This window comes from Variovorax sp. FG153 (assembly GCF_057809595.1).
In genome coordinates this window covers 30,590-44,227 of record NZ_JBMDKG010000044.1, presented here as the reverse complement: position 1 = coordinate 44,227, position 13,638 = coordinate 30,590, and the positions used below count along the sequence as shown (strand labels likewise).

Sequence of the window (13,638 nt, the reverse complement as noted above, 5' to 3'; positions counted from 1 at the left end):
CTCAGCGCACCGTGCTCTGGCCGTGCGCGGCGGCCTGGCGATCGAGCTGCTCGATCAGCGCGCCGTAGGCCGGGCTGGCGCGCAGCCGCGTGTATTCGGCCTGCGCCTGGCGATAGCCCGCGCGGGTCGGGTCGGCACCCGCTTCGCCCGACTGCTTCGCGGCCAGGCCCGACTGCATCCACAGCCGCGTGTCGGCGGCCACCGCGGCGCGGCTGTTGGCCGACACCGTGGCCACCTGCTGCTGCGGCGTGCCGTCGGTGTAGCCCTGCGTGGGCGCGGTCTTGAGCCATTGGCGCGCTTCGGCCGTCACGGCTTCGCGCGTCGTCGACGAGCTGAACGATGCGGGGCGCGGATCGCCCTCGGCGTAGTTGCCCGCGAAGCTCGGCGCGGCGGCGGCGGCCAGCAGCGCGGCGAAGGCGGCGGTGCCCAGCAGGCGGGTGGTGCGGGCGGTGCGGTGTTGCGAAGTCTTCATGTCGTCGTTCCTTTCAGTGGTGGGACGTGGTGGTTGAACCCGGTGGGAGCGAAGCGGGCCGGTGGGCCGCGTGGTCTTCGTCTTTCCTTGCCACCGACTCTAGGGAACGCAAACCGGCGATCGATAACCCGTTGATGACGATTTCGTCATCTGCCGCACCGCAGCAGGAAAGCCCTGCGCGGGGGCGTCAAGCGACTCTTGCATAACCGCCCGTCGCGGCATGCATAAGCCATGGCGCGGCGCGCGGGACGGGACTATCGTTCGCCCATCATTCCAACCAAGGGACTCTCATGAGCGAAAAACTCTCCTTCGTCGCGCCGACGGCCAACAGCCCCTGGGGCACCTACCTGTCGCAGGTCGATCGCGTGGTGCCCTACCTGGGCCCGCTCGCCCGCTGGGTCGAAACCCTCAAGCGTCCCAAGCGCGCGCTGATCGTCGACGTGCCGATCGAGATGGACGACGGCACCATCGCCCACTTCGAGGGCTACCGCGTGCAGCACAACATGAGCCGCGGCCCGGGCAAGGGCGGCGTGCGCTTCCACCCCGACGTCACGCTCGAGGAAGTGATGGCCCTGTCGGCCTGGATGACCATCAAGACGGCCGCCGTCAACCTGCCGTACGGCGGCGCCAAGGGCGGCATCCGCGTCGATCCGAAGAAGCTGTCGCAGAACGAGCTCGAGAAGATCACGCGCCGCTACACCAGCGAGATCGGCATCATCATCGGCCCGCACACCGACATCCCCGCGCCCGACGTCAACACCAACGGCCAGATCATGGCGTGGATGATGGACACGTACTCGATGAACGTCGGCGGCACCGCCACCGGCGTGGTCACCGGCAAGCCGCTGCACCTGGGCGGTTCGCTGGGCCGCGTCAAGGCCACCGGCCGCGGCGTGTTCGTCACCGGCCGCGAAGCCGCGCGCCGCCTCGGCCTCGACCTGCGCGGCGCGCGCATCGCGGTGCAGGGCTTCGGCAACGTGGGCTCGGTCGCGGCCGAACTGTTCGCCGAGGCCGGCGCGAAGATCGTCGCGGTGCAGGACCACACCGGCACCATCGTCAACGACAAGGGTCTCGACCTCGCGAAGCTGGTGCCGATCTCGCGCACCGACGGCGTGGTCGGCTTCAAGGCCGGCGGCGACATCGTGCCGAACGAGGACTTCTGGAGCGTCGGCTGCGACATCCTGATCCCCGCCGCGCTCGAAGGCCAGATCACGGCCGAGCGCGCGAAGAAGACCACCGCCAAGCTGGTGCTCGAGGGCGCCAACGGCCCCACCGTGCCGCAGGCCGACGACATCCTCGCCGAGCGCGGCGTGCTGGTGGTGCCCGACGTGATCTGCAATGCCGGCGGCGTGACCGTCAGCTACTTCGAATGGGTGCAGGACTTCTCGTCCTTCTTCTGGGACGAGGACGAGATCAACGTGCGCCTCGATCGCATCATGATGAACGCCCTCAACCAGATCTGGGACACGGCCGACAAGCACAAGATCACCTTGCGCACCGCGACCTACGCGGTGGCTTGCGAGCGGATCCTGATGGCGCGGCAGGAGCGCGGTCTGTACCCCTGATGTTTTTTTGACGGCGCGCGCGGCTACGCTCGGGGGATGAGCATTTCTCCCCCGCAGTCTCCTCTCTCGCTTCCCGCCGACAGCCTCGCGCGTCTGCGGTCCCTCACGGCCGGCGGCCAGCGCAAGCTGCTCGGCCTGGTCGGCGCCCCCGGTGCCGGCAAGTCCACGCTCGCGGCGCTGCTGCGCGACGCGCTCGGCGCCGGGCGCGCGCAGGTGGTGCCGATGGACGGCTTCCACCTCGCCAACGTCGAGCTGCGCCGGCTCGGCCGCGCCGACCGCAAGGGCGCGCCCGACACCTTCGACAGCGCCGGCTACGTGGCGCTGCTGCAGCGGCTGCGCGCGCAGCGGCCCGGTGGCGACATCGTCTATGCGCCCGAGTTCCGGCGCGAGATCGAGGAGCCGGTGGCGGGCGCGATCGCGGTGCTGCCCGAGACGCAGCTCGTGATCACCGAGGGCAACTACCTGCTGCACGAGGGCGGGCCCTGGGCCGGCGCGGCCGCACTGCTCGACGAGGTCTGGTACGTGGACATCGACGATGCGCTGCGCGAGGCGCGGCTGGTGCGCCGGCACGAGCAGTTCGGCCGCAGCGCCGAGGCGGCGCGCGCGTGGGTGGCGCAGACCGATGCGCCGAACGCGCGGCTGATCGCGGCCACGCGCGCGCGGGCGCACCACGTCGTCGTGCTTTCCTGACCGCTGGCTGATCCCCGGGAACGCGCGGCTGCTCATCGCGCTCGAAGCCGGGCCGGCAGCCCGCCGGTTAGCATCCGCCACGCCATGCCGACCCTGCCTTCGATCTCCCTTCGCCCCCGTCCTTCCGTCCTCGTCCTGGCGCTGCTGTCGGCACTGGTGCTCGCGGGCTGCGGCAGCGGCGGCTCGCGCCGCGTCTCCTACGACACCGAGGAGTTCGACTCCACCACCACCCACACGCGCAGCTACGAGGCCACCGAGGCCCAGACCTGCGAGGCCGCGCGCCGCGCGCTGCTGAGCCAGGGCTACATGGTCACGGCCGCCAATGCCGACCTGGTGACGGCCCGCAAGAGCTTCCAGCCCGCGGCCGAGGTGCATGTGGAGGTCGAGTTCCGCGTGGTCTGCGCGGCCGAGGGCGGCCGGGGCGGCAAGGGCGCCAGGCCGAAGAGCACGGTGGCCTTCGCGACCGCGCTGCAGGACCGCTACGGCCTCAAGAAGGTCAACAACTCGGCGAGCCTGGGCGTGGGCGCCTTCGGCTCGCTGTCGCTGCCGCTGACGGGCAGCGACGACGCGATGGTCAAGGTGGCCAGCCAGACGCTGACCGACGAGCGCTTCTACGACCGCTTCTTCGCGCTGCTCGACCGCTTCCTCGAAGGCCAGGAGCCGGGCGCGGAAGAGCCCGAGGACCTGCCCGAACCCGCGCCGCCGGCACCCGCCGCTACCCCGGGCCCGGCCACCACCTTTCCGGTGCCCTCGTCGCCCAACCGCGGCTGACCCATGGCCACCCTCTCGTTCACGGACCGCCTGGCCTTCCTGCGCGAGCCCGGCCGCTGGCGGGCGGGCGCGCAGCTCGCGGCGGCGGTCGCCATCGCCTGGGGCGTGTCGCGCCTGGTGGGGCTGCCCGAGAGCTTCTGGGCCGTGATGAGCGTGCTGATCGTGATGCGGCCGAGCGCCGGCTCCACGCTCGAGGCCGGCTGGGACCGCGTGCGCGGCACCTTCGCGGGCGCGCTGGCCGGGCTCGCGGGCGTGTGGCTCGCGCATCATGGCGTGCCGATGCAGGCCGACGCGCTCGCGATCGTGCTGCTGCTGGCCTTCGTCGGCGCGGCCGTGCCGGGGCTGCGCAGCGCGCCGGTGGCGGCGCTGATCATTCTCTCGGCCGGCAGCCTGCCGGGCCATTCGGCACTGCAGGTGGCGCTGCTGCGCATGGCGCAGATGGGCATCGGCGTGGGCGTGGCGCTCGCGATGGCGCTGGTGACGGCCGAGTACCGGGCCGGCGCGCGCTTCGACGCGGGCTGCGCGGCGCTGCTGCGCGGCATGGCGAAGCGGCTGCTGGCGCTGGCCGCGGGCGACGCGGCCGAGGGCGACGGCGAGCGCGCCCGCGCCGCGCTCGCGCGGCTCACGGTGCTGGCGGGCGGCGCCGACCTCGAATCGCGCTGGCCCTGGCGCCATCGCACGGTCGGTGCGCCGAAGGACGCGCACCGGCAGCGCGCGCGCACCATGGCGCGGCTGATGCAGGACGTGGCGCTGCTCGGCCGTGCCATCGGGCAGCAGCAGCCGGCATCGAACGAAGAGATTGCGAAGGCCGCGCGCGCCTCGGCCGGCGCGCTCGCCGCGCTGGCGGATGCGCTCGAGGGCAAGGGCATGGCGCCCGACCTGTCGGTGCTCGAGCGGTTCGCGGCACGCCATGCGTCGCGCGACGAAGCGGCCCGGCCGCTGCTGGCGGCGCCGCTCGCGCTGCTGCTCGAGGACCTGCGCGCGCTGCAGGCCACGCGCGCCGCGGCCTAACGCACCAGCGTCGACTTCCCGAACAGGCTCTCGATCAGCTCCACCGCGATCTCGGCCGTCTGGTTGCGCACGTCGAGCGCGGGATTGAGTTCGACCACGTCGACCGAGCCGAGCCGGCCGGTGTCGGCGATCATCTCCATGCACAGCTGCATCTCGCGGTAGGTCGGCCCGCCGCGCACGCCGGTGCCCACGCCGGGCGCGATGTTGGGGTCGAGGCAGTCGAGGTCGAAGCTCACGTGCAGGTGCGTGTCCTCGTCCACGTCCTGCAGCGCCTCGGTCATGGTGGTGCGCATGCCGTGCTCGTCGATGTGGCGCATGTCGAACACGTGGAGGCCCAGCGTGCGGATGGCCTCCTTCTCGTCGGCATCGACGCTGCGGATGCCGATGAAGCGGATCGCCTCGGGCGGCAGCGCCGCGCGTTCGCCGCTCCAGCCGGTCAGCACCGCGGGCCCGTGGCCCAGCAGGCACGACACCGGCATGCCGTGCAGGTTGCCGCTGGGGCTGGTGGTCTCGGTGTTGACGTCGGAGTGCGCGTCGAGCCACAGCACGCGCAGCTTGCGGCCGCGCTTGCGCGCATGCCAGGCCACCGCGCTGATCGAGCCGATCGCCAGGCAGTGGTCGCCGCCCAGCATCAGCGGCACGTGGCCCGCGCCCAGCACCTCGTCGACCGCCGCGTACACGGCGCGGTTCCAGGCGATCACCTCGTCGAGATGGCGCAGCCCGTTGGCCGGCGGCGCCCAGGGCGTGGCCGGGCCCGCGAGGTTGCCGCGGTCGACCAGCGCGAAGCCCTGGCGCACCAGCGCCTCCGCCAGCCCCGCCACGCGCAGTGCGTCGGGGCCCATGCCCGCGCCGCGCACGCTGGCGCCGACGTCGGTGGGAGCGCCGATCAGTTCGAGGGTGAGGTTCATGCGTGGGCCTTCATGTCCTGCCGATCCGGTCCCCGGCATCTGGGGGGCTCGGCGGACCATTGTGCCGAGGAACCGGTGACAGGCCCATGATCCGCCGCGTGCCCGACGCGGTGAAGGGCTGCGCCAGTTGCGCCAGGAAGCCGGCCGCGATCTCGCCGTCGATGCCGATGTCCGCCGGCGGCCGCCGCGCCGGGCGGTACCAGGTGCCGAACAGCAGGTCCCACAGCACCAGGTTCTCGCCGTAGTTGCGGTTGCCCTCGGCCGGCGAGCGCGAATGGTGCCAGCGGTGCAGCGCCGGCGTGCTGAAGACGCGGTCGAGCCAGCCGGTGCGCAGCTCGATGTTGCAGTGGGTCAGCAGTCCCGTGACGGCCGTCACCGCGCCCACCCACAGGAACACCGCGAGCGGCGCGCCCAGCAGGTACAGCGGCAGTTGCCCGAGCAGGGCCTTGAAGGCGCTGTCGACCACGTGGAAGCGGCCGGTGTTCGCCACCCACAGCCGCCGCACGCCGTGATGCAGCGCATGGAAGCGCCACAGCGGCGGCCATTCGTGCGCGCCGCGGTGCGCGATGTAGAGGCCCAGTTCCACCACCGCGAGCGCGAGCACCACCTGCGCGGCCAGCGGCCAGTGCACGGGCCAGGCCGTGCCATGCGCCGAGGGCCGCAGCGCCATCGCACCGGCCAGCGGCAGGCTCGCCGCGAGCGCGGCCACGACCTGGGCCGCGCCCTTGGTCAGCAGCGTGTGGGCCAGGTCGCAGGGCGTCTGGCCGTCGTCCGCGAGCCAGCGCGGCTCGTGCGGCAGCCAGCGTTCGAGCAGCGCGATGGCCAGCGCGAGCGAGAGGTAGGCCGCGTTGAACCACGCCAGCGGCGCCGCGCTCGCGAAGGCCGCCGCCGCGGCCAGCAGGCCCGCGGCGTAGAGCGCCGGCCACAGCAGCCACGGCAGCCAGCGGCGCGCGGCCTTCATGCCGGCGCCTCGCCGCTTCGCCCGGGCCGCAGCCGCAGCCGGAACAGCGCGCCGCCGCCCGGCGCGTCGTGCACCGTGACCTCGCCGCCATGCAGGCGCGCGATCTCCTGCACCAGGCTCAGGCCGAGCCCGGCGCCGGGCCCGGTCGCATGCCCGCGGTGGAAGGGCTTGAAGATCTGTTCGCGCAGCGCGGCCGGGATGCCGGGGCCGTCGTCGATGACCTCGATGTCGCCCGGCGGCATCACCCGCACCGTCACGGCTCCCATGCCGCCCGCGTGCTCGATCGCGTTGCGCACCAGGTTGGCCAGCGCGCGCGCGATCGCGTCGCGGTCGCCTTCGATCTCCACGCGCGCGGCCAGCGGCTCGAACGAGACCTCGTAGCCCGCGGCGAGCGCCAGCGGCGCCATCTCGGCCACCACCTCGCGCGCCAGCGCCACCAGCTCGATGCGCTGGCGTCCCGTGCCCTGGGCCTTCATGCGCTGCAGGTCGAGCAGCTGTCCCGCCAGCACCGACAGCCGCGCGGCATCGGCCAGCAGCCGCGTGCGTTCGGCGCCCTCGGCCAGGTTCTCGATGCGCGTGTGGAGGATCGCGATCGGCGTGCGCAGCTCGTGCGCCGCGTCGGCCAGGAAGCGCTCCTGCCGCGCATGGCCGTCGTCCAGCCGCTGCAGGGCATCGTTGAAGGCACCCACCAGCGTCGCCACCTCGGCCGGCACCTCGGCCAGCGGCAGGCGCACGCCGCGCTGCTCGGCGTCGATCTGGCCGGCGCGCCCCACGATGGCGTGCAGGCCCGAGAGCGTGCGCCGCACCACCACGTGGCTGGCCAGCAGCGTGGCCGCCACGGTGATCGCCAGGATCGGCAGCACCACCTCGAGCAGCACCAGCAGCAGCGACAGGCCGAGGTTGCGCCAGGTGATCGGGCTGTCGGCGCCGGTGAGGATCTGCACCGGGCCGGCGGCGGAGTCGACCCAGCGCATGCGCGCCGACTGCCGCGGCGGATCGCCCATGTTCCAGCCCAGCCGGGCCTGCCCCACGCCGTCGAGCGTGGCGCCGATGTCGGCGAATTCGTCCGGGATGCGGCCCTCGACCAGCCGGCCGCCCTGGCGGTCGCGCACCGAGAACCACAGCGGCGGCTGCGCCTCGCGCAGCGCGGCGAGCCGCTGCGTCGCGCGCATCGAGAGGCGGCCGTCGGCCCCGCGCATCACCGCCTCCTGCAATATCTCGACGGTGTTCTCGGGCGAGCTGAAGTTGATCAGGTGTCCCGTGGCCACCAGGGCGCCGATCACCAGCAGCTGGATCGCCGCCTGCAGCAGCACCAGCCGGCGGACCAGGCGGCGCTTGAGTGAGGAGGGCGAGGAGGGCGCCGCGTTCGCCGCTGTGCTCATGGCACGGCCCGCAGCAGGTAGCCCACGCCGCGGATGCCGCAGATCTCGACGCCGGCGCCGGTGTCCGCGAGCTTCCGGCGCAGCCGCGAGACGTGGGTGTCCAGCGCGTTCGACTGGATCTCGACGTCGAAGCCGAACACCGCGCGTTCCAGCGCCTCGCGCAGCACGGTGCGGCCGCCGCGGCGCATCAGCAGCTCCAGCGCCAGCAGCTCACGTCGCGGCAGCTCCATGCGATGCCCCGCCACGCTGGCTTCGCGGTGCGCGAGGTCGAAGCGCAGGCGCGCGACCTGCAGCAGCTCCTGCCGGGTCTCGGCCGGGCGCCGCAGCAGCGCGCGCAGCCGCGCCAGCAGTTCCTCGACCGCGAAGGGCTTGCCCAGGTAGTCGTCGGCGCCTGCGTCGAGGCCGCGCACGCGCTCGTCGAGCGCATCGCGCGCCGTGAGCATCAGCACCGGCACGGGATCGCCGGCGGCGCGCAGCCGCGCCACCAGCGCGAGGCCGTCGCCGTCGGGCAGCCGGCGGTCGAGCACCAGCGCGTCGTAGGGCGTGGCCTCGACATGGCGCGCGCCGTCGGCCAGCGTCGTGGCATGGTCGACCAGGATGCCGCGCCGGTGCAGCGCGGTGAGCAGCACCGAGGCCATTTCGGGTTCGTCTTCCAGCAGCAGGATGCGCACGCGCGTGTTCCTTTCAGGGCGGCGCCGGAGCTCCGGCGTGCCGCACTGTAGGGAGGCTGGATTGCGCGAGTGTTGCGTGCGCGCGCCCCGCGCGACGCAATGCTGGCTCCATGTTGGCGGCCGATGCTGGCGTCAGGCCCGCGGTCGCGGGTCATCTGCCAAGGAGCACCGCATGCATGTCCTTCATGTCCAGACCACCCTGCTGCCGGAGGCGATCGTCCTGGCGCTGTCGCTGATGCTCGCCTCGGTCGCGGCGGCCGAGGTGGTGTCGGGTTTCGACGTGCCGCCGCCCGTCCACGACCCCTGCCACGATGGCCGCTACAGCCAGGGCCGCGCGATGAGCTGCGGCGAGCTGTTGCGCCAGCTCGACCGCGAGGAGGCGTTGCGCCGCTCCGAGCGCTGGCGCAGCGATCCCTGCCGGGATGGCCGCTACAGCACGGGCCGGCCGATGACCTGCGCCGAGCTGCGCGAGCGGCTGGACCGCCGCGAGCGGCGCCTGCCCCCGTGGCGCGACGAACGGCCCTACGGCCTGGGCGAGTCGCCGCGCGACAGCGGCTGACGCGCGTCGCCGCTCAGGCGATGTGGTCCCAGAGGTAGGCGTAGCCCAGCGCGTCCATGAAGGCGGACTGCTTGTTGTCCGAGGCCGCGCTGTGGCCGCCCTCGAGGTTCTCGTAGAAGGCCGTGTCGTGGCCCTGCGCGGCCAGCTTCGCATGCATCTTGCGCGCATGCACCGGGCCCACGCGGTCGTCGCGCGTCGAGGTGGTGAACAGCGAGGGCGGGTACTTGGCGCCGGGCTTCGCGTTCTCGTAGGGCGAGAAGTGGCGGATCCATTCCCACTCCTCGGGCACTTCGGGGTCGCCGTACTCGGCGATCCACGAGGCGCCGGCCGACAGCTGCGTGTAGCGCCGCATGTCGAGCAGCGCCACCTCGCTCACGATCGCGCCATAGAGCTCCGGATGGCGCGTGAGCATGTTGCCCATCAGCAGGCCACCGTTGCTGCCGCCCATGGCGCCCAGGTGCGCGGGCGAGGTGATGCCGCGCGCGATCAGGTCCTGCGATACCGCGGCGAAGTCCTCGCTGCTGCGCAGGCGGTTCTGCTGCAGCGCGGCCTGGTGCCAGCGCGGGCCGTACTCGCCGCCGCCGCGGATGTTGGCCACCACGTACACGCCGCCCTGCTCGAGCCAGGCGCGGCCGATGCCGCCGCTGTAGCTGGGCGTGAGCGAGATCTCGAAGCCGCCGTAGGCGTACTGCAGGGTCGGGTTGCGGCCGTTGGCCACCAGGTCCCTGGGCGCGATCTCGAAGTAGGGCACGCGCGTGCCGTCCTGCGAGCGCGCGAAGTGCTGGCTGACCGTGTAGCGCGAGGCATCGAAGAAGCCCGGGCTGTGCTTGAGCGGCTCGGCCTCGCCCTGGCCCAGGGTGCCGATGTAGAGCGTGGTCGGCTGCAGGAAGCCGCTCACGGTGAGGAAGTAGTCGTCGCTCTCGTCCTCGTCGATGGCGCCGGCCGCGATGGTCGACAGCGCGGGCGCGCCGCCCAGGCTCTCGCGTTGCCACGGGCCCTTGCCGTCGGCTGGCGGCGTGAGCACCTCGATGCGGTTCACCACGTCATGCATCGCGTTCACGATCAGGTGATGGCGCGTCCATGAATGGCTGTCGAGCGCGCTGGTGTCGGTGGGCTCGAACAGCAGCGTGAGTTCGCGCGCGCCGGCCATGTAGGCGTCGAAGTTCGCGGCCAGCAGCGAGCCGGCCTTGTAGCTGGCGCCGCCCACCTCCCAGTCGCTGCGCGGCTCGATCAGCAGCCATTCGCGCGTGACGTCGACCACCGCGTCGTCGGGCACCTCGATCCTGGCGAGCGTGCCATCGGCCGCGCGCACCCAGGTCTCGCTGTCGTAGAAGTCGATGGCGCGCGAGACGAAGTCGCGCTCGAAGCCCGGCGTGGCATCGCGCCAGCCCGAGGCCGAGAGGTCCTCGGTGTCGGCCTCGTAGACCGTGACGGCCTCGGCCAGCGGCGTGCCGCGCTTCCATTCCTTCACGATGCGCGGATAGCTCGAGGTGGTCATCGAGCCCGGGCCGAAGTCGGTTGCCACGTAGAGGTGGTCGATGTCCTTCCAGGCCACCGTGTTCTTGGCCTCGGGCAGCGCGAAGCCGCCCTCGACGAAGGCCTTGCGCACCGGGTCGAACTCGCGCACCACGTCGGCATCGGCGCCGCCGCGCGAGAGCGAGACCAGGCAGCGGCCATAGCCGGGGTAGAGCCAGTCGGCACCGTGCCAGACCCAGTTCTCGCCCTCGGCCGCGGCCAGTGCGTCGAGGTCGAGCACCGTCTCCCAGGCCGGCTGCGGCTTGCGGTATTCGGCGAGCGTGGTGCGGCGCCACAGGCCCTTGGGATGGGCCTTGTCGCGCCAGAAGTTGTAGTAGAGGGTGTCGACCTTGTAGACCATCGGGATGCGGTCGTCGGAGTCGAGCACCTCGAGCAGGCCCTGCTCGATCTGCTTGAAGCGCGCCGACTGCGCGTGGCGCTGCACCGTCTCGGCGTTGCGGGCCTTGGCCCAGTCGAGGGACTGCGTGCCGTCGATGTCCTCGAGCCAGAGGAAGGGGTCTTGGTCTTGCGCTTGCGGGCGGGGGGAAGAGGTCATGGGCACAGTGTACGAACGCACCGTGAAGGCCCCGGGTCGGATGGACCTTTCGCATTACCCGTGGCCGGTCCCAGAACATCGCTCGGTGCAAACCCGGGTGCGCTCCCCGGTGGAAACACTGAAGGGCGCGGCCCCCCGGCGCAGCGGCCGCACGGTATCCTGCCGAAGCCGAATGCGACGGCATTCCACGACCTAGGAGACACAACACATGAAACACCTGAGCGGTCTCGATGCCACCTTCCTGCATCTGGAAACACCGGAGATGCCGATGCACGTGGGCTCGCTCAACGTGCTCGACCTGCCCAAGGGCTACAAGGGCGACTTCTACGAGGACGCGAAGCAGTTCATGGCCAGCCGCATCCACCTGGCCGACGTGTTCACGCGCAAGCTCGCGCTGATGCCCTTCGACATGACCAACCCGGTGTGGGTGGAGGACGACGACATCGACCTCGACTACCACGTGCGCCACATCTCGCTGCCGCGGCCCGGCACCAACCGGCAGCTGCAGCAGTACGTCGCACGGCTGCATTCCTCGCTGATCGACCGCAGCCGGCCGATGTGGGAGTTCTACATCATCGATGGCCTCAAGAGCGGCCAGGTCGCGCTCTACACCAAGGTGCACCACGCGGGCATCGACGGGCAGGCAGGCGTGGAAGTGGGCAAGGCCATCTTCGACCTCGAGGCCACGGGCCGCGTGGTGAAGCCGCCGCGCTCGCGTCCGCGCGGCAGCGGCTACCAGCTCGGCATGGCCGAGCTCGCGAGCGCCGCGCTGCGCAACACGGCGCAGCAGTACGTCAAGCTGTTCAAGATGGCGCCGGCCATCGTGCGCGCCATCAGCGGGCTCGCCAAGCCCGACGAGAAGGCGGCCGAGAAGCTCACGACCACGGCGCCGAAGAAGTTCAACCTCTTCGCGCCGCGCACCTCGCTCAACGTCTCGATCACCAACCAGCGCACCTTCGCGGGCCGCACCATCTCGCTGGCCGAGACCAAGTACATCGCCAAGCACTTCGGCGTGTCGCTCAACGACGTGGTGATGGCCACCGTGGCCGGCGCGCTGCGCCACTACCTGGCCGACAACAACGAGCTGCCGGCCAAGCCGCTGGTGGCGGGCGTGCCCGTGAGCCTGCGCGAGGCCGGCGACGACACGGCCAACAACCAGGCCAGCATGATCCTCGTGAGCCTGGCCACCGACATCACCGATCCGCTGCAGCGGCTCAAGGCCATCAATGCCTCGTCGACCGCCTCGAAGTCGACCATGAACCGCTTCAAGGCCGTGATCCTCGACGACTTCCCGACCTTCGCCGCGCCCTGGCTGGTGTCGGGCATCGCGTCGATGGTGGGCCGCTCGGGCCTGGTCAACATGCTGCCGCCGGCCGCCAACGTGGCGATCTCCAACGTGGCGGGCGCGCCGTTCCCGATGTACTTCGCGGGCGCGCTGGTCACCTGCTACTACCCGGTGTCGATCGCGAGCCACGGCACGGCGCTCAACGTCACGGTGCAGAGCTACAACGGCCGCATGGACTACGGCCTGATCGCCTGCCGCCGCGCCGTGCCCGACATCACCGAGATCGGCGACTACCTGCTGGCCGAGCACAAGCTGCTGATGGAGCTGACGCAGAAGCATCCGTCGGTGGCCGGTGCGCCGGCGCCGAAGCCCGCGGCCGTCGTCGAGGCGCCCGCCGACGCGGAGCCCGCGGTCAAGGTTGCCGCGAAGAAGGCCCCGGCGCGCAAGGCCGCGGCGAAGAAGACGCCGGCACCGGTGGCGAAGAAGGCGCCCGCGAAGAAGGCGGCTGCCAAGGCCGCTCCGAAGGCCGCCGCCAAGACCCCCGCCCGCAAGGCTCCCGCGCGCAAGAGCGCGCCACGCGCCGCGGCCGCCGCCGCTTGAGGACCGCCCGGGTCCGGAAAATTGGGGCAGTTGGACTAGTTTTCCGACGCTTCTAGTTTTCCAGGCCTAGGCCCTCGGGAAGAAGATCACCCCATCGCGAATCCCGCGACCGATCAACTTCCAGGAACAAACCATGTCCACCTCGCAAACCTCCATCGCTTCCGCCGCCGTCCACGTCATCGGCCAGTACAACGACGCCGGCAAGACCCTGGTCGGTGCCTACCGCACCGGCGTGCAGCGCCTGCTCGACGGCGCCGCTTCGCGCTACAGCGACTTCCTCGGCCAGCGCGAGCTGCCGCTGGTGAACGACAAGATCAAGGCCAACCTGATCGGCGCGCAAGCCAAGGTCAACGGCTTCCTGGCCAACCGCCTCGAGATCGACACCGGCCGCATCGTCTCGGTGATGGACCGTGTCGCCACCGGCACCACCAGCGGCATCGAATCGGTTGCCAACCGCGTGGCCCAGGTCGGGTCGCCGGTCGCCACCTCGGTGATCAACGCCCTGTCGGCCGTGAACCAGCCCTTCGCGACCGTGTCGGTGCAGATCGCCGACCGCATCGCCGCCGGTGCCAGGCAGATCGAAGTCCGCGTCGCGGGCAGCGAGGAAGCCAAGCCCGTGCGCACCGTGAAGGCCAAGGCCGCCGCGGTCAAGAAGCCGGTTCGCCGCGCTGCCGCTCGCAAGGCGGCCTGAG

13 protein-coding genes are annotated in these 13,638 nt (G+C 71.8%); 7 read left to right on the top strand and 6 right to left on the bottom strand.

The genetic code is table 11. The features are described 5' to 3' along the window. Position 1: 1 nt before the first annotated feature. Complete coding sequence (locus tag ACODT0_RS33130) at positions 2–472, bottom strand: hypothetical protein (RefSeq protein ID WP_422098340.1); 471 nt, start codon at positions 470–472, stop codon at positions 2–4. A gap of 290 nt (positions 473–762) precedes the next feature. On the opposite strand from ACODT0_RS33130, the gene ACODT0_RS33125 reads away from it, so the two are divergent. The 4 genes from ACODT0_RS33125 to ACODT0_RS33110 all read left to right on the top strand — a co-directional run bounded on the left by ACODT0_RS33125 (position 763) and on the right by ACODT0_RS33110 (position 4,509). Further along, positions 763–2,037, top strand: coding sequence for a Glu/Leu/Phe/Val family dehydrogenase (locus tag ACODT0_RS33125; protein ID WP_057594017.1), 1,275 nt, complete (start codon positions 763–765; stop codon positions 2,035–2,037). A gap of 36 nt (positions 2,038–2,073) precedes the next feature. Next, entirely contained in the window at positions 2,074–2,727 is a 654-nt protein-coding gene (locus ACODT0_RS33120) for a nucleoside/nucleotide kinase family protein (protein ID WP_489043198.1), read from the top strand. An 84-nt stretch (positions 2,728–2,811) separates the two neighbouring features. Next, complete coding sequence (locus ACODT0_RS33115) at positions 2,812–3,498, top strand: DUF2242 domain-containing protein (protein WP_057594019.1); 687 nt, start codon at positions 2,812–2,814, stop codon at positions 3,496–3,498. Between the two features lie 3 nt (positions 3,499–3,501). Continuing rightward, complete coding sequence (locus ACODT0_RS33110) at positions 3,502–4,509, top strand: FUSC family protein (protein WP_489043197.1); 1,008 nt, start codon at positions 3,502–3,504, stop codon at positions 4,507–4,509. Here the strand turns inward: ACODT0_RS33110 and rocF are convergent. From rocF to ACODT0_RS33090, 4 genes are read right to left on the bottom strand one after another with little or no spacing between them, the layout of a single operon-like run. Next, on the bottom strand, positions 4,506–5,417 hold the full coding sequence (rocF, locus tag ACODT0_RS33105; protein ID WP_261212427.1) for an arginase: 912 nt from the start codon (positions 5,415–5,417) through the stop codon (positions 4,506–4,508). The genes ACODT0_RS33110 and rocF overlap by 4 nt on opposite strands. 10 nt (positions 5,418–5,427) lie before the next feature. Then, positions 5,428–6,378, bottom strand: coding sequence for a sterol desaturase family protein (locus tag ACODT0_RS33100; protein ID WP_413762185.1), 951 nt, complete (start codon positions 6,376–6,378; stop codon positions 5,428–5,430). Beyond that, positions 6,375–7,760 carry a sensor histidine kinase gene (locus ACODT0_RS33095; RefSeq protein ID WP_489043196.1) on the bottom strand — a complete coding sequence of 462 codons (1,386 nt, stop codon included), beginning with the start codon at positions 7,758–7,760 and terminating at the stop codon, positions 6,375–6,377. Before ACODT0_RS33095 ends, ACODT0_RS33100 begins: the two co-directional genes overlap by 4 nt. Beyond that, complete coding sequence (locus tag ACODT0_RS33090) at positions 7,757–8,431, bottom strand: response regulator transcription factor (protein WP_057594023.1); 675 nt, start codon at positions 8,429–8,431, stop codon at positions 7,757–7,759. Before ACODT0_RS33090 ends, ACODT0_RS33095 begins: the two co-directional genes overlap by 4 nt. A 172-nt stretch (positions 8,432–8,603) precedes the next feature. On the opposite strand from ACODT0_RS33090, the gene ACODT0_RS33085 reads away from it, so the two are divergent. Then, the gene (locus ACODT0_RS33085; protein ID WP_413762187.1) at positions 8,604–8,990 is read left to right on the top strand and encodes a hypothetical protein; all 387 of its coding nucleotides are present in this window, start codon (positions 8,604–8,606) and stop codon (positions 8,988–8,990) included. 13 nt (positions 8,991–9,003) lie between these two features. On the opposite strand, the gene ACODT0_RS33080 is transcribed toward ACODT0_RS33085, so the two are convergent. Further along, positions 9,004–11,061, bottom strand: a complete 2,058-nt coding sequence (locus ACODT0_RS33080) for a prolyl oligopeptidase family serine peptidase (protein WP_489043195.1) — start codon at positions 11,059–11,061, stop codon at positions 9,004–9,006. Between the two features lie 208 nt (positions 11,062–11,269). Between ACODT0_RS33080 and ACODT0_RS33075 the strand changes: the two genes are divergently transcribed. Then, positions 11,270–12,946, top strand: coding sequence for a WS/DGAT/MGAT family O-acyltransferase (locus ACODT0_RS33075; protein WP_261212439.1), 1,677 nt, complete (start codon positions 11,270–11,272; stop codon positions 12,944–12,946). A 133-nt stretch (positions 12,947–13,079) separates the two neighbouring features. Continuing rightward, positions 13,080–13,637 carry a hypothetical protein gene (locus ACODT0_RS33070; protein WP_489043194.1) on the top strand — a complete coding sequence of 186 codons (558 nt, stop codon included), beginning with the start codon at positions 13,080–13,082 and terminating at the stop codon, positions 13,635–13,637. Position 13,638: the final 1 nt, after the last annotated feature.